Raw genomic sequence first — 16,116 nt, 5'->3', positions numbered from 1 at the left:
CCCATGCCCCATGCCCCATGCCCCATGCCCCATGCCCCATGCCCCAGTCATGGGTGTTTATATACAACAATTGACTCTCATATCCTTCAGTTTTGGTTAATTTCTCCTAGCTCCACAACAAAATGCTAAAGTTGAAAATGATTGGTGTAAAACACGTCCTGACTGGCTAAATCAATTAAAAATCCGGAAAACACTGGAAAAATTTTCAGTGTGAGGGGTTGCAAATGGGTAGCGAGATTCATTCCGTGGGTCAACACTGTTTCAATGGAAACCAATTCACTTATACTACCCGAACCACGTTGGCATGGGTTTTTGGAAAACTTGGTTTAGTACTCCCGAAGCTGTACCGTCATCTAGGACGAACTCTTTTGAGGAGATGAGCGCGGAAGTTGTAGGCAATTCTAGCTCCAATGGCGAAGGCGTTGCTCCTCCGAAGGAGACTCGCATCGTTTTTAGTACGGAGCGAGATATTGATTTGTATGAATTAGAAGAACTCTGTGATGCCGTCGGTTGGTCGCGTCGTCCTTTGAGAAAAGTGAAAAAAGCGATCGAGCATAGTTTTCTCGTAGCCACAATGTGGCAAGTGCGAGGAACTCAACGACGGCTGATTGGTTTTGCCCGTGCTACCTCAGACCATGCTTTTAATGCCACTATTTGGGATGTGGTAGTTCACCCGGACTTTCAAGCTAAAGGACTGGGTAAAGCACTGATGAAGTACGTACTCAAAAAACTCCGAAGTGAAGAGATTAGCAATGTTACTCTCTTCGCTGACCCTCATGTTGTCGATTTCTATCGGACTATGGGGTTTGTTGCCGATCCTGAAGGTATTAAAGGCATGTTTTGGTATCCTCAGTAATTCCTGATATAAATATGCTTATTAACAAAAAGTAAGTTATGATGATAAAAATACGTTTTTATCATATATCATGTTGGGTTTAACTTATTTCTTGGTGTAAAGACAAAGTTTTGTATTTACATTTGACAAAATAGTTTGAGGATGAAATAAATTAACTAAGCAACCAAAAAATATGATAAGATGTCATAGTTGCTCTGCAAAAGCAATTATGTAAAATTTAACCACTATATGTGGATTAATATAACCGGGATGTAGCGCAGCTTGGTAGCGCGCCTGCTTTGGGAGCAGGATGCCGCAGGTTCAAATCCTGTCATCCCGATTTGATAATGCAAATGATAAAACCTTAGATTTATTAGCAGAATCTAGGGTTTTTATAATTTTTATTAAAAAATAAAAACTTCCTGAGAGTTTTGCTAAAAGTTGTACTGCAAAAAATCTTAATTTACTAAAACAAAATAAGTAAAAATACTTATTTTGTTTTACGTAGCCTCTGATTTTAGCATATTCTAATAAAGCTTTTGTGTTAATTGAGGTGATAAATCTTGATTTAATATTGATGTAAAAATAAGCACATTAAAAATTAAAATTGCTGGAACGATCCATTAGGCAATGATGTCAACTATCCTCAGAAAAGACAATAAAATGGCATTTGTTGCCTTAAACTTAGGCGAAATAAAAAACAACGCTGTCAATTGGCGAAGACGATACTATAACTAAAACAAGTTGGTTCTGTGCCAATCCAACCAAAGTCTCGACTTAATTAAAGTAAAGTATTGATGCGAGGAAAAGTCATGAAATCATTGGTTCGCTGGGGCGCAACATTAGGATTAATTGGGAGTACACTGCTAGGAACAGTATTTGTGGGAAATCTCCCAGTGCTGGCATTGACAGAACAACAAGTCAAAGAGAAACTCGATTCAGTGCCGGTTTATTTAATTACTAACTCCCAAGGTTTACCTTTAAGCCGTCCTATTCCTGAGGGTCAAAATGGGCAAAAATCCACCGGTTCTGTGACTGGTGTTTATCTGAGTCGGCAGGAAGCTCAGTCGTTTATTAAGGAATTACAGAATCTCAAAGGCAAAGACCCAAAAATGGAAGAAGTGGTTAAAAGCCTACAAGTAACGGCAGTGCCTTTAGGGGTAATTTATCAGCAATTGCAACAAAGCAAAAATCAGCCAAATCGCCTTCTATTTGCCTTTAAACCTGTGGATACGGAAGTGAAGGGAGCGCTGGACTTGCTGCGTCAAAGCGGTCAGCAAGTAAATCAATTTAAAAGCGTGCCTGTTTTTGCTGTTAGGTTTTCACCAGAACAAGGATATGTACCAATTCAATTGAAAGCTGACAATCAGCAACTAATTCCTTTGTTTTTAAGCAAGCAAGACGCACAAGGATTGTTGACTCAGGTGAAGCCAAAGTATCCTAAAGCTGATATCCAGGTAATAGATGTAGACGGTGTAATTAAAACTTTGCAGGATAAAAACGATAACTGGCTCTCGCAAGTTGTGTTAGTACCATCCCCAGAGTCGAGAGAATATATCAAGACACTTCCTAGAGAAGGGAATAAGCCTGCTGCTACTCCATCTGGTAGCGGCAAAAAGCCTGCTGTGGCTCCCAAGCGTCCTTAACATCCTCGGCATGGTAGATAAGCAGCCAAATCTAGTTTCTGGTTTACAACTTTGGCATTGGCGGAATGCAGCAATCAAGGCAGCGATCGCCACTAATGTTTCTGTTTTTGAGGTAGATTGGTTACTACAAGAGGTAGCTGATTTAGACCGCTTGGCATTGCGTTTGGAATCTTATAAAGATTCATCAGCGATCGCTCTAAAATTGCCTTTAGAAGATTTAGAGCATCTCTGGCACAGGCGATTAAATGACCGCTTGCCTGTGCAGTACATTGCCGGAGTTACACCTTGGCGGCATTTTAAAATCGCGGTATCGAATGCGGTTTTGATTCCTAGACCAGAAACTGAGTGTTTAATTGATTTGGCTGTGGCTGCTACCAAGTCAACGCCCTTACAGCAAGGTCACTGGGCGGATTTGGGGACTGGTAGTGGGGCGATCGCTTTAGGATTAGCGGATGTTTTTAAGACGGCAACAATTCATGCTGTTGATTGCAGTTCCGATGCTTTGGCGATCGCCCAAAAAAATGCTTTAAATTGCGGTTTCGCTGACCGCATTCGCTTTTATCAAGGTTCTTGGTGGGAGCCACTAGAATTGCTCAAAGGTCAATTTAGCGGTATGGTGTCAAATCCGCCTTATATCCCCACCAGCACCGTTTCTACGTTACAACCAGAGGTAGTTGACCATGAACCACATCTAGCTCTGGATGGTGGTGGTGATGGCTTAGATTGCATCCGCCATTTGATAGATATTTCTCCCGCTTACTTACGACCTGGTGGCGTGTGGTTGGTTGAGATGATGGCAGGACAGGCAGATGCAGTGCGTGAAATGTTGCAAAATCAAGGTAGCTATGATGAAGTTGAAATTCATGCCGATTTAGCGGGAATTGAACGCTTTGCCGTTGCAAGAGCGTTGTAAGATGCACGGTGAGAAAGGGTTGCGAAAGTCCTGGGATTTTAAGAGTTGACGTCAAAACTCAAATTTTCCCTTATGTAGCTAAATTTTACTATCTTACCTGAGTCACTGAGCTGGTTACGTGCTTCAAAGAATGCTTGCTCCATACCTTGAGTGTAATTCAGCAAAAGGTGCTTTTCTTCGGGCTGTACATAGCTTTCTATTTCATCAATTAATAGTTGTTTCCATTTATCGATCATTTCCCATTTCACTCCCACAGTCGGCATGACCATCACACATAGAGGCACAAGTTCCTCTTCCACAGGTTTTATACTTTCCTCTAGCACACTAAGCCATAAGTAAGCCTGGAACATATCTAAGTCCCGAAGACAAGAGTGTGCTACATCTGGCTTGCTCAATCCACCTCTTAGGCTATGATGATCGGGAAATAATTGTAAAAGTCGGCAGTAAACTGTTGAACTAATCTCATGAGCCATAGGCAACATTTGCTCAACTAAAGTTAAGGCTGGAGAACCTACTTCATGTTTAGCTGCTGCTGCACAAACTCGGCGCCAGGGAAGAGCGACTTCTTCTTCAACAAACTTGAAGTAGGAACACAGTAGAATTTTCTCTACTGGTGTCAATTGATTGATAAGTAACTTATTACTGAAATTGAACAGTGTGGTTAGAAAGCCAACAACGCGCCAATCATTTGCCGTTATGTGTTGGTCTTGATATTTCAGTAACAATGGTTCTAGATCATTTGCCAGCTCTTCTATATCTGGTATCGCCGATAATAAAAGAGAAACCTGGTTATAAACATTTTCTGTTGTGATTTGTCTGGTCATAGGAGTGACAATCACACCAGATTGCTGTTGATACATTTCCAGTACTTTTTCATACACTTGTCCGGCAGCTTGATTTATTCGCTGCCCCAATTGAGAATCAATAATTTCAGGAATATATTGATAGAGGGTTTTCACCTGTATTTCTGCTTGATTCTTTGTTCGATGTATTACATTATTCCATAATTTAGATGCGGTTAAAGCTCGAGCTTCTGGCAAAGATGCTTTCATCAATTGTCCATAGAACTTGGGATTTTTGCATAAAGAAGATACGTCAACTGTATAACGCTCTCCCCAAAGCTTAACCAACCGATCAACAGAAGGATATTTAGAAATATTACTGGACAGCAACATAAATTCAGTTTTAATTAGTAAGAGAAAATAGTTTACAAAAAATTTTATAACTGTACGGCTGTAATTATTGTGTTGTTTGTATAAAGTATCGAGATGGATGTAATTCGCTCTAGTGCATCGCGGCAGAATTGCGAAATGTAAGGTTAATATGATGACACAAGTTTCTTTAGTAAACCTGATTGCTGGTGCTCGTGCTGGTTTTTTAGTCAGCTTTCCTACAGATACTGTTCCCGCACTTGCAGCGCTACCAGAAAAAGCAGAATTAATTTTTGCAGCGAAGCAACGCAGCCAAGATAAACCGTTGATTTTGATGGCAGCAGATGCAGAAGATTTGTGGTCTTATGTTGTAGGTAGTGATGAAGAGTATAAAATTTGGCGCTCAGTTATGAATAAGTATTTGCCGGGAGCGTTGACATTGGTGTTACCGGCGTCAGAATGTATGCCAAAAGAAATGAATCCTACAGACTCGATGACAATTGGGATACGAGTGCCCAAGAGTGCGATCGCTCAAAATATTTTGGCGCAAACAGGTCCCCTTGCCACTACAAGCGCTAATATGTCAGGTCAACCTGCTTTGCAGACAATAACAGAAATTGCGGCTCAGTTTCCCGATGTTCTGACTTTAGCAGAAACAGAATGCCAGGGAGAAATACCAGGAATCGGTGTACCTTCGACTGTTGTTAAATGGACTGGCAACAATTGGCAAATTTTGCGACAAGGTGCAGTGAAGTTAGAGTTATAAGCCAATTAAGGAATTGTGGTAAAAAATGGTATGCGTGTATAGACTAGGAAGTGCTACGTCTCTACGAGTATTTGGGGCTTAATTGAAAAGAATTTTTAGTATATTTTTTTACTGGAAATTATTCTGACTCCTGAATTCTGACTTATCTGATATCTTTGGGCTAAATTTTGGTAATGGGAAGTTAGAATTTCCCCAAGGAAGTCAAAATCAAGGAGTATGCTCAATATAAAAACTGCTGATTTTTTTTCAAATTTCAAATAAATTAGGACTTACGCACTTGTTACCAGAAAACAAAACTTATACCAAGTTGGGTTCTCTTGTGGTATATCAGAGTCCATAAAATTGCTTCCTTCTCCTGTGGACGACGCTACGCGAACGTCAATTGGGACGGGGTAGTATTAATGATAAGGAATTTAACATCAGATAGGTGCAACCAAAGCGTCGATTGGGACGAAAATACGTAGTCCGTGCGTAAGTCCTGTAAATCACAAAACAGAAAAATCTTTACCTACAGCTTAGGATTTGCGGATTAAAAACTTGGGAATTTTACTTCGCTTTTCTTGATGGTTAATTAATAATTTGATATTGCCAAATTTATGGATTGGAGTAACTGGGTATATTTGGGAGTGGGAATAGCATTGGGGCTGAGTTTGAGTGCGTTATTTGCACGACGCCAAACGTCCTCTAGCCCATCTGTAGTGCTTGAGAAGCAGCATATATCAGCACTTGAGCAAGAAATGAAGCGTCTAATGCTCGCGTATCAAATGGCAAGGGAAATGAGCCAGTTTAAAGCGGGATTTTTAGCACGGACTACCCATGAATTGCGATCGCCTCTTAATGGTTTAATTGGTTTACATCAGTTAATTTTGTCAGATTTATGTGAAGATGCGGCGGAGGAACGAGAATTTATCGCCCAAGCTCACGAACGAGCGCTAAAGTTACTTAAGTTAATTGATGAAATTCTCAAAGTCTCCAGGACAGAATATGGTAGCAACAAATTAGATATTCAGCCCCAATCTTTAGCGGAAGTTTTGCAGGAAGTTCATAGCTTAACTTATATGCTGGCGGCAAATCGCAATTTAACCTTGCAACTTTTGCCACTTGATCCAGAAATTTATGTTTTGGCAGATCCCCGTTGGTTAAGGCAAGTATTGCTAAATTTAGTAGATACTTCGATTACTCACATGGAGGAAGGCAGTATTTCTATTTCAACTGCTTTTTCACCTACAAGTAAATTTATTCATGTTTACTTGGATCTACCAACTAGTGCTATCCCTACAAGTGAGCCAATAGATTTAATTAAATCTGAATATAAACTGCGTGATACTGACAAGGAAAATGCTCCTTTTTCGCCAGGAATGAGGCTATTACTAAATCAAACTTTGTTGGAAGTTATGGGGGGAAAGTTAGAAATTGTTTCTTCTGTTAGGAATGAACCAAATGAGCATTATAGCAGGCTACAAGTTTCTATCCCCCTTATGATTCCTGAAGCTGGATTTCTGGAGTCGGCAAATTAAGCTTAGGTTGATTGTATAACACCATTGTGGTGCTAGAATTGCTCTGGAAACCAATTTTTTTGTAGAATTTCTGTTGGTGTGTTGTCATCAAATACACGCGCTCAACTCTGTGCATGTGCGGATGACTCAAAACCGTTTCTACCAGTTTGCTTCCCAGTCCAGTACCGCGATATTCTGGGTGAATTACAACATCCCAAATTGTGGCACGATAAATACCATCGGAAGTTGCTCTAGCAAAGCCAATTAATCGTTCTTGATTGCGGACGCTAATTACTGGCTGACTGTTAGTAATGGCTATGTCCATATCTTCTATACTGCGCTTTTTTGCCCAGAAAGCAGCAATATTAAATAGCTCTTGGAGTTGGTAAAGGTCAATTTCCGACTTGCGATCGCTAAATTGAACTTCAGCATAATTCATGGCAGCGCACCTAATTTCAACGGTATATTTGTTGCTATCGTTAACTCCTATCATGGAACTAAAGACGTTCCGGTGGAACGTCTCTACGACGGTTGCAACGTTTTTGTTACTGTTAATTAAATGGACATGATATCAGGTTTTTTAAGATAACTATAGTAGTATATAAGATTGAAAACAATTTATACTGGTTATCTTGAAGTCAGATTTTTCTATATATCGCCTGTATTGTATATATTCCAAGTATTTTAAAATTTTATATTTCAAGATTTATTGACAAATCCACTTCCACAGTGGATGACTTGATCCTTGCTGACGTATCCGACAAACTTGTTTTTCTAAACGTTCTTGTTCCTGCGGTGGTAAACCCATTAAGATATTCCGACTTTGCCAAACTAAAACAGCAGCAGTCATCCCGATACAAAAAGCTAAACCAATAGTAGAGAATGGATGATAAAAAAGTCCATATCGTACCGCTATCCAAGTAAAATATTGTCGCCACAGAACAATTTCTTCACGCAAAGACCACAAGCAAATCGGTGCAAGTGTAAGCCACAAAAATAGGCAGAACAACCATCTAGCATATACGGTCAATCGATGTAGCTTTTCTACTTGTAGAACAAAAGATACATCTGTTATTGGCGGTTTTTCAAATTGATCCATAGGCTAGGGGGAGAGGAGGAGGGGGGGAGGGGGAGATGGGGGGACAAGGATAACTATTGACTGTTGACTATTGACTATTGACTATTGACTAACTTTCACCTTTATGCATCCATTGGTTCTGTAGTGGGTGTGGATGAACCGGTACGTTCTCGCCACCAAGCTAAAAGAGTACTGGCGATGAATATACTAGAATAAGCGCCCATTGTAAAGCCAATAATCAAGGCTAGGGCGAAGTTATGCAAAGTTTCGCCACCAAAGAAAAAGATAGAAAATAATGTCAGCAACACGGTTAAAGTTGTGTTAATTGACCGTGTTAAAGTTTGGTTTACTGCATCGTCTACAATATCGCTAATTGGTCGATTCGGATTAGTTTTGACGGTTTCGCGAATGCGATCGTAAATGACTACAGTATCATTCACCGAAAAACCTGTAATTGTTAACAAGGCGACAATGAAGAGACTATCAACTTCAGTGCCAAATACCAAACCAAAAATTGAAAACATCCCTACTGTAATCAAGATGTCGTGAAACAAAGCAATAATCGCAAATATGGCATAGTCTAACTGAAAGCGGAAGTTCATGTAGACGGTGATGCCGAGAAAAGAGACGACCAGAGCTAATAAACCAGACGTAAATAGTTCTCGTCCTAGTGTAGGACCTACGGAGTCAAGTTGATTTTTTTGCGGGTCAAAAACGCCGATTTTTTCACTTAAGGCGTTTTGTAATTTGGTGCGTTGATCGACATTTAAATCTTTTGTGCGAATTGTTACCCCATTCTCACCAGCAAGTTGAATGTTACTATCGCCTATTCCCTGTTCTTTGGCTACTTCCCGAACAGTGGCAATATCAATTGGTTTGTCGCAATTACCAGGTTTTGTACAATCGCGTTCAAATTGTAAGCGCGTACCACCGATAAAATCCAAACTGGGACGCAGTGGTGCTTTGATTCCCGGAGTTTGCCAAGAAATCACCATCGAAATCATACCAATGATGATGATGGCAGAAGAAATAGTCCACCAAAGCGATCGCGATTTATTTATACTAAGTTTCATTGAGCTACCTCTGCCTTATTCGAGCTTGGCAGGTTAGGAGAAAAAAGTTCTGGCTTCTTCAATGCAGGAATTGAAATTGCCAAAAACAAAAGTGTCCGACTACAGGTAATCGCTGTAAACATACTAACTGCTACACCCAAAGCCAAAGTTAGGGCAAAGCCTTTAACTAACCCAGACCCCAGCCAGAACAAAGCAGCACAAGCAATCCATGTCGTCACATTACTATCTAAAATACTAGAAAATGCTCGGTAAAAACCAGATTCTACAGAACGATACAACTTTTTACCTGATTGTAATTCTTCCCGCGTGCGTTCAAAAATTAGTACGTTAGCATCAACAGCCATCCCAATACTGAGAATAAATCCGGCGATACCGGGCAGTGTGAGAGTGATACCTAATAAAGCAAAGGAAGCCCAAGTTAGCAAAGAGTAGATTACTAAGGCTATATCAGCAATTAATCCTGGTAGTCGATAGTACACCACCATAAAAATTAATACTAAACTCAGACCACCGATGCCAGCATAAATACTGCGTTGAATACTGTCTTTACCCAAGGTTGCACCGACTGTGCGTCTTTCAGCGATTTCTACTGGTACCGGTAATGCACCACCGCGTAATTGTACACCTAAATCGTTCGCTTCTTCTGTGGTAAATCTACCTGTAATTACAGCAGAACCACCGACAATGCCTGCGGCAGCAAATTCTGGACCGACGCTAGGAGTGCTAATCGCTTCATTATCCAAAAATATACCAATACTGCGACCAGTACCGGCGAGGCTTTTTGTCAGTTGGGCAAATAATTCCCCACCCTTAGTATCAAAGCGAATGGCAACATTCCAGTTGTCGCTTTGAGTCGGTTCACCATAGGCATCTTTGAGAAATTTACCAGTTAAAGGCGGGTTAGTACTTTCAAATAATTCAGCGATCGCTTGATTATTATTTTTTAATTCTTCTTTATTTTTCGCAATTGCGGCTGCGTCTTTAGTTTTGATCAATTCCTGCTGTTTAGCCTTCAATTCCTCTTTCGATCTTTGAAAAGCAAACAATTGAGTTTCTGTACCGGCTTTTTGCAGACGAAATTCTAGCTGTGCAGTACCTCCCAAAACTCGTTCTGCTTGTTCTGGGTCGTTAACTCCCGGTAGTTGCACTAAAATTTTGTCTGAACCCACCGTTTGAATTAGCGGTTCAGAAACACCAAGTCCGTTGATGCGTCCTTCAACTACTTTTTTCACAGCTTCCAATTCGCGTTCGGTGATTTGCTTAATCTCCGCTGTTGGTTTCACCTGAATTGTTAGCTGTGAACCTCCGCGTAAATCCAGTCCTAGCGGAATCGGAATTGTTGCAATCACCGTAATCGCGGCAATTACCATAACTAAAATCAAGGCTAATAGCGATCGCTGTCTTTGCATACCATAACTCGCAACTGACAAAGGCTATGATAGCGCTATTTTAACGACTTATGAAGGGACTGGGGCATTCGGCATTGGGCATTGGGCAGCATGAAGGGGAAAGGGGGAAAGGGGAAGGGGAAAAGGGAAAAACTTTTCTTACTTTACCCTTTGCCCTTTAACCTTTTCCCCTCATGAAATTCCCCAGTCCCCAGTCCCCAGTTCTAAACTCGCAAAGCTATCATTTTTTCTACAGCTTCGACTATTTGCTCTGGTTGAACAATTGTTAAGCGCTCTAAATTGCCATTGTAAGGTGTGGGAATATCTTGGGAAGAAAGCCGCAAGACTGGCGCATCTAATTCATCAAACAGGCGATCGTTAATACAAGCAATTAATTCGGCAGCTATACCACCAGTTCGCATCGCTTCTTCGACAATGATCACGCGATGAGTTTTCCGCACTGATTCACCGATAGTATCCATATCCAGCGGTTTCAAGGATATCAAGTCAATTACTTCTGGGTCATAACCTTGTTTTTCCAGAACTTTGACTGCTTGGGCTACATGATACCGCATCCGTGAATAAGTGATAATTGTCACGTCTTTCCCAGTACGCACAACTTCTGCTTTATCTAATGGCAGTAAATATTCTTCTTGTGGCAGGTCTTCTTTTAAGTTGTAAAGCAGAACGTGTTCAAAGAATAATACGGGGTTATCATCGCGGATCGCTGATTTCAGCAATCCTTTGGCGTTGTAAGGTGTAGAGCAGGTAACAATTTTTAAGCCAGGAACAGCTTGAAAGTATGTTTCTAATCGTTGGGAATGTTCTGCTCCTAGTTGCCGTCCTACCCCTCCCGGACCGCGAATTACCATTGGTATTTTAAAGTTTCCACCGGAAGTATAGCGTAACATCCCGGCGTTATTAGATATTTGGTTAAAGGCAAGCAGCAAAAAGCCCATGTTCATGCCTTCGATTATCGGTCTTAAGCCGGTCATCGCTGCCCCTACTGCCATTCCAGTAAAGCTGTTTTCGGCAATGGGGGTGTCGAGAATTCGCAGCTCACCGTATTTTTGATATAAGTCTTTGGTAACTTTGTAAGACCCGCCATAATGTCCTACGTCTTCACCGAGAACGAATACGCTCTGATCGCGTGCCATTTCTTCGTCAATGGCTTCTCGTAGGGCGTTGAAGAATAAAGTTTCTGCCATTTAAATACTTTAATACAATTCTTGTTTTGAATCTTATCGCGCTACAGGAAAAAATACAGTTAGCGATCGCACTACTTGAATAAGAAAGCGCAAACTATCAAGTCCCTTAGCACCCGTAAAGATCGCAATTACCTTTACTACTCTTGCACAATTTCGTATAAATCTTCAATCAACACGTCAAATGTCCGCGCCAATTTGTGTAGGGCAGTAACGTCAACTGTTGCCAATCCCGGAGAACGTGCATAAACCTTTATTGCACTGTAACCTACCCCGGAGCGATCGGAAACTTCCTTTAGAGTCCAACCTTTTTCTGCGGCATACTCTTTTATCCGCAACTTCACCAATCCCATGCTTGACAAAAGGTATGTATGTGCCTTTTAATATAAAAATAACAAAAGGCGATCGCCTGAGAAGTTTTGCTCGTCAAGCGATCGCCTGAATAACATTAAATCTAATTTCATGATAACAATAATTAAGCAAGAGTCAAAGGAAGTTAATCATTTATCTAGATTCGTGACAGTTGAGGCGATCGCTCTGCTTCTCAATATCGATGCTGGTAAAATTAGAGAAATCCGCTTGTGGAGATATATGATTTTGGTGGTGGCTGACGGCATGAGTAGATTTGTCAGTTACGCTGAGATCCCTCCAATTTTAGGAGCTGCACCTCCTACTGTAAAAGATTTTCTGGCTTGGCGCAAGCGTTGGCGTAAGCTAAAAACTAATCACGTTCCCGATTATTGGTGCAAGTTTTACGCAAAAAAATTTGGGCAAAGTAACGCCTTAGAAGAACTAAAACGATGGGGGCAATTAATTGCTATTATCAAGTTTGCTTTGTCACAAAAAGTTATACAGACGTTGCGAAGCTTGTATGCTGAAGAAAGATATTGTCTGAGGTTTCGCGTATGTGTGACACATGCGTTGTAATTTTGTAGTAGGCACTTCAGTCCCTAAGAATTAAGCGTTGAAACGCTTATTACGAAATAAATATTAAGTTTGGTTTAGCAGATGAACTGATGAATCGGGTAATTCAAGTGCCTGATTATTATCTGGAAAGCGTTTTGGTCTTCCGGGTTTGCGCTTGTGTCGTTGATTAATTGACTTTTCGCTTGCCTGTGCAAACTCTTCAGGTGTACATTTAAAAAGGCGTAGAGCGTCTAAAAATTTTTTTGGTGTCATTGTTGGTTCTGTACGCCCAGCTTCCCAGTTGCGAACACTGGTTTCACTGATTGCAAGCCTGAAGGCAACTTCAGCACGGCTTAGTCCCGCACGCTCTCTCAGGACTTGCATATCCATATTTTTATGTCTCCTTTAAAAAGTTATTAAACGGGTTTATTAAATCAATTGATGTGAAAATGCCAATTGAAAAAAATTTATTAACTATATTATTTCGTCTACCAGTCTGGCAAAGTAAGCAACGCTTCACTTCTGTAGTATCTCGTAGTTAGCTTATAATTATAACATGAAACTATCCCCGCAAGTAATGTAAAGCAGTACTTTCACCGTTCAAACTGGGGCATTGGGCAATGGGCAATGGGCAATGGGCAATGGGCAATGGGCAATGGGCAATGGGCAATGGGCAATGGACATCGGTAATAATTCTTTTTCTAGTCCCTATGCCCCATGCCCATTGCCCCATGCCCCATTCATTATTTTTCTAACCACCGCGCCGCATCTTTGGCGTGATAGGTCAAAATTAAGTCAGCACCGGCGCGTTTAAAGCCGGTTAAAGTTTCCATAACTACGCGCTGTTCGTCAATCCAACCGTTGAGGGCAGCGGCTTTAACCATCGCATACTCACCAGAAACATTGTAAGCAGCAACGGGTAAGTTGCAGGCTTGTTTGACGCGCCAGATAATGTCCATGTATGCCAAAGCTGGCTTAACCATGAGCATATCAGCACCTTCAGCGATATCAAGTTCAATTTCTTTAATCGCTTCAGTAGCGTTGCTTGGGTCCATTTGATAAGTTCTGCGATCGCCAAATTGTGGTGTAGAATCTGCTGCATCCCGAAAAGGACCATAATAAGCTGAAGCGTACTTAGCAGCATAGGACATAATCGGCGTATCTTGAAATCCAGCTTCATCTAAACCGGCACGAATTGCTTGGACAAATCCATCCATCATTCCGGAAGGTGCAATGATATCGGCACCGGCTTTGACTTGGGATACTGCTGTTTTCTTGAGTAATTCTAAAGTCGGATCGTTCAAAACCCTTCCTGTCAAATCACCAACTTGCAAATAACCGCAGTGACCGTGACTGGTATACTCACACAGACAAGTATCAGCGATGACAATCAAATCTGGTACAGCTTCTTTGACAGCAGTTGCAGCTTTTTGGACAATACCGCAATCATGCCATGCACCAGTCGCATCTACATCTTTATCTGCGGGAATCCCAAATAAAATAATCGCGGGGATTCCTAAGTCATAAACTTCTTTGGCTTCTTCAACAATTTTGTCTACCGAAAGTTGATAAACTCCAGGCATTGATTTGACTTCATTCGCGATTCCCTCACCTGGTACGGCAAACAGAGGGTAAATTAAATCACTTGCATTTAAGACAGTTTCGCGTACCATTCGACGCAGTTGAGAATTGGTACGCAAACGGCGAGGGCGATGTTGAGGAAACATAACGTTTTTTCAAGATTTACCATACTTTATGGGGCAATGCTGCGCTAGTGCGTGCGATCGCCTCATCCCATAAAGTATGGTAAACCCCTATATGAACCAAACTCTCAAAATATTATCAAAGGTTAACAGCTTTGGGCATTGGGGAGACAAGGAGATGGGGAGACAAGGAGAGGGGGAGATAGGGAGACAACGAAGAAAATTCACCTTGTCCCCTTGTCCCCTTGTCCCCTTGTCCCCTTGTCCCCAGTCCCTATTTCCTAGTCTGTTCAATTGTCTTAACAATTTCCTGTGCTACTTGCACGTTATTGAAATAGCTTCCGTGAGCTTGACCGCCGTATAATAACATCACTAAGGCTTCCTTACTGAAAGGTTGCATTAAAGATTCTAGAAAACTTAACTTGCTGATGATGTCTTTAATTTCAATGTTTCGCTGCAATCCATCGACTAAACTGTAAATTAAAGGATCGAGGGGCCAAGCAATAGGATCTGCGGGATGAAGGTAATTCCGCCAAGGTAGTTTGTTACTATTTTCTTCTTGGTTAAGATTGGCTACAAGTTGTTTTAATTTTGGTGTAATATCATGAGTGGCGCGTTGTTCTGCTTGGTTCTCTGTTAGTTCTGGGGTCAAAGCTTGATTTTCGCCTTTGACTATATCTAGTAAACTGAAGATGGCGATGGGTGATGCCATTGTGTGAATGGTGGAGATGCGAATACCTTGTTCTGGGTACGGATCTAATCCATAGAAATAGCCGCGAATTGCCATTGCGCTTTTATGACCGGGGATATTACTGTCATTCCAACGGGCAGCGAATAGTATATCAAAAAGGATGAATGTTCCCCAACTGTGGGTAACTAGATGTAAGCGATCGCCTAGACTCTTGTTTTTTAACCCATCTTCTATCTGTTCCTTCAGCGCTTCCACAATTTTAGATCCAACACTGCGGCTAATATACAAAGCCGCATCACCCATAAATTGAAGAATTGCATTTTGGCGTGTATTCTGAAACCATAGTTGATGCCAAGAACTATCAGGATGTGTAATTTTGGATATTAGGTTTCTCTCTGATTCAATGCCGACATCACCCCAATACAAAAGTATTGGTTTAAGGTTGTTGGGGTTATCAATTAACTTGTTGATGTGTCCAATTAATTGATCGGCGTAAGTGCGTTTTTCTCGTTGTTCGCGAGTATTTACACCGTGGATAAATAAAATATAATCAGTAGCCATAGTCAAACCTCTTCAAATTACTGCACAAAGAATTTTTGATGGTTATGACTCCAACACCTTACAGTAGTTTTCCGAAAAATTGACTACTTGCTTCAATAAAAGTTATAAAAGACACCTTCATCCAACTTAGTACAGCATTTCATCATTAATACGAGCGCGAATTAAATTTTGCAATACCCGATGCAATGGCATTGTGACTCGATGCAATCGAATTGTCACTCGATGCAATCGAATTGTCACTCGATGCAATGGCATTGGATCGCGATGCAATCGAATTGTCACTCGATGCAATGGCATTGGATCGCGATCCAATCGAATTGTCACTCGATGCAATGGCATTCAATACGGTTGGTGTTAAAGCAAGAGACGCAAGGGAATCGCCGTCTCTACAAAGGACTTATTATTGTAAAGACGGCGATTCCCTTGCGTCTTTGTGATCTATAATTTTCATCAAAAAATCTTATACGAACCGTATTGCAATGGCATTGTCACTCGATGTAATGGACATAGAAAGTGAAAATGAATGAGACGTAGCACTGCTACGTCTCTACAAGGTTTCAGCTAAGGCATCATAAAAGCGCTACACTTTTATGTAAAACTGTACTTAGATAAAATCATGTAAAAACGAACCGCACTCTTACGCACTGGCACATCTTCGCGCACCGTATTTGAAGGAGAAGATAAGAGCTGATGAAGAGTTTTTA

At 41.1% G+C, this 16,116-nt stretch carries 18 protein-coding genes and 1 tRNA gene; 8 read left to right on the top strand and 11 right to left on the bottom strand.

The annotated features are described in order from the left end of the window. Positions 1–304: 304 nt before the first annotated feature. From TOL9009_RS0118735 to prmC, 4 genes are all read left to right on the top strand, one after another. Complete coding sequence (locus tag TOL9009_RS0118735; RefSeq protein WP_029634143.1) at positions 305–856, top strand: GNAT family N-acetyltransferase; 552 nt, start codon at positions 305–307, stop codon at positions 854–856. A gap of 245 nt (positions 857–1,101) precedes the next feature. Beyond that, a tRNA-Pro gene (locus TOL9009_RS0118730) sits at positions 1,102–1,175 on the top strand. 472 nt (positions 1,176–1,647) lie between these two features. Next, a complete protein-coding gene (locus TOL9009_RS0118725; RefSeq protein WP_038296431.1) occupies positions 1,648–2,481 on the top strand; it encodes a Tic22 family protein in 834 nt (277 codons plus the stop codon). Between the two features lie 10 nt (positions 2,482–2,491). After that, positions 2,492–3,394 (top strand): peptide chain release factor N(5)-glutamine methyltransferase, encoded by a 903-nt coding sequence (gene prmC / locus TOL9009_RS0118720; protein WP_029634141.1) that lies wholly within the window; start codon positions 2,492–2,494, stop codon positions 3,392–3,394. A 38-nt stretch (positions 3,395–3,432) separates the two neighbouring features. On the opposite strand, the gene TOL9009_RS0118715 is transcribed toward prmC, so the two are convergent. Further along, positions 3,433–4,569, bottom strand: a complete 1,137-nt coding sequence (locus tag TOL9009_RS0118715) for a hypothetical protein (protein ID WP_029634140.1) — start codon at positions 4,567–4,569, stop codon at positions 3,433–3,435. Between the two features lie 151 nt (positions 4,570–4,720). On the opposite strand from TOL9009_RS0118715, the gene TOL9009_RS0118710 reads away from it, so the two are divergent. Further along, positions 4,721–5,311, top strand: coding sequence for an L-threonylcarbamoyladenylate synthase (locus TOL9009_RS0118710; RefSeq protein WP_029634139.1), 591 nt, complete (start codon positions 4,721–4,723; stop codon positions 5,309–5,311). Positions 5,312–5,907: 596 nt separating this feature from the next. After that, a complete protein-coding gene (locus TOL9009_RS0118705; protein ID WP_029634138.1) occupies positions 5,908–6,828 on the top strand; it encodes a sensor histidine kinase in 921 nt (306 codons plus the stop codon). Here TOL9009_RS0118705 and TOL9009_RS0118700 read toward each other — a convergent pair. The 6 genes from TOL9009_RS0118700 to TOL9009_RS0118670 form a co-directional block, all read right to left on the bottom strand. Continuing rightward, positions 6,788–7,246, bottom strand: a complete 459-nt coding sequence (locus TOL9009_RS0118700; RefSeq protein ID WP_029634137.1) for a GNAT family N-acetyltransferase — start codon at positions 7,244–7,246, stop codon at positions 6,788–6,790. The two genes, TOL9009_RS0118705 and TOL9009_RS0118700, sit on opposite strands and share 41 nt — an antisense overlap. Positions 7,247–7,513: 267 nt before the next feature. After that, positions 7,514–7,906 carry a hypothetical protein gene (locus TOL9009_RS0118695; RefSeq protein ID WP_029634136.1) on the bottom strand — a complete coding sequence of 131 codons (393 nt, stop codon included), beginning with the start codon at positions 7,904–7,906 and terminating at the stop codon, positions 7,514–7,516. Positions 7,907–8,007: 101 nt separating this feature from the next. Continuing rightward, positions 8,008–8,958, bottom strand: coding sequence for a protein translocase subunit SecF (gene secF, locus TOL9009_RS0118690; RefSeq protein WP_029634135.1), 951 nt, complete (start codon positions 8,956–8,958; stop codon positions 8,008–8,010). Then, positions 8,955–10,367, bottom strand: coding sequence for a protein translocase subunit SecD (gene secD / locus TOL9009_RS0118685; protein WP_029634134.1), 1,413 nt, complete (start codon positions 10,365–10,367; stop codon positions 8,955–8,957). The genes secF and secD overlap by 4 nt, the downstream gene beginning before the upstream one ends. A gap of 203 nt (positions 10,368–10,570) precedes the next feature. Then, entirely contained in the window at positions 10,571–11,554 is a 984-nt protein-coding gene (locus TOL9009_RS0118675) for an alpha-ketoacid dehydrogenase subunit beta (RefSeq protein ID WP_029634133.1), read from the bottom strand. A 137-nt stretch (positions 11,555–11,691) separates the two neighbouring features. Continuing rightward, a complete protein-coding gene (locus TOL9009_RS0118670) occupies positions 11,692–11,904 on the bottom strand; it encodes a helix-turn-helix domain-containing protein (RefSeq protein WP_029634132.1) in 213 nt (70 codons plus the stop codon). 109 nt (positions 11,905–12,013) lie between these two features. Here TOL9009_RS0118670 and TOL9009_RS0118665 point away from each other — a divergent pair, with 109 nt between their 5' ends. Next, complete coding sequence (locus TOL9009_RS0118665) at positions 12,014–12,478, top strand: hypothetical protein (protein ID WP_051502948.1); 465 nt, start codon at positions 12,014–12,016, stop codon at positions 12,476–12,478. 63 nt (positions 12,479–12,541) lie between these two features. Here the strand turns inward: TOL9009_RS0118665 and TOL9009_RS0118660 are convergent, their stop codons facing one another. Continuing rightward, on the bottom strand, positions 12,542–12,847 hold the full coding sequence (locus tag TOL9009_RS0118660) for a helix-turn-helix domain-containing protein (protein ID WP_029634130.1): 306 nt from the start codon (positions 12,845–12,847) through the stop codon (positions 12,542–12,544). A 230-nt stretch (positions 12,848–13,077) separates the two neighbouring features. Here TOL9009_RS0118660 and TOL9009_RS49470 point away from each other — a divergent pair, with 230 nt between their 5' ends. After that, positions 13,078–13,212, top strand: a complete 135-nt coding sequence (locus TOL9009_RS49470; RefSeq protein WP_260675918.1) for a hypothetical protein — start codon at positions 13,078–13,080, stop codon at positions 13,210–13,212. On the opposite strand, the gene hemB is transcribed toward TOL9009_RS49470, so the two are convergent. The 3 genes from hemB to TOL9009_RS45835 all read right to left on the bottom strand — a co-directional run bounded on the left by hemB (position 13,201) and on the right by TOL9009_RS45835 (position 15,751). Further along, positions 13,201–14,184, bottom strand: coding sequence for a porphobilinogen synthase (gene hemB / locus TOL9009_RS0118650; RefSeq protein ID WP_029634129.1), 984 nt, complete (start codon positions 14,182–14,184; stop codon positions 13,201–13,203). The genes TOL9009_RS49470 and hemB overlap by 12 nt on opposite strands. A 250-nt stretch (positions 14,185–14,434) precedes the next feature. Then, complete coding sequence (locus tag TOL9009_RS0118645) at positions 14,435–15,412, bottom strand: hypothetical protein (RefSeq protein WP_029634128.1); 978 nt, start codon at positions 15,410–15,412, stop codon at positions 14,435–14,437. Positions 15,413–15,538: 126 nt separating this feature from the next. Beyond that, positions 15,539–15,751 (bottom strand): hypothetical protein, encoded by a 213-nt coding sequence (locus tag TOL9009_RS45835; protein ID WP_144238274.1) that lies wholly within the window; start codon positions 15,749–15,751, stop codon positions 15,539–15,541. Positions 15,752–16,116: the final 365 nt, after the last annotated feature.

It is taken from the genome of [Scytonema hofmanni] UTEX 2349, from assembly GCF_000582685.1.
Classification (GTDB): domain Bacteria; phylum Cyanobacteriota; class Cyanobacteriia; order Cyanobacteriales; family Nostocaceae; genus Hassallia; species Hassallia hofmanni.
The sequence above is the reverse complement of the archived record's forward strand: the minus strand, read 5'-3'. Positions and strand labels throughout refer to the sequence as shown.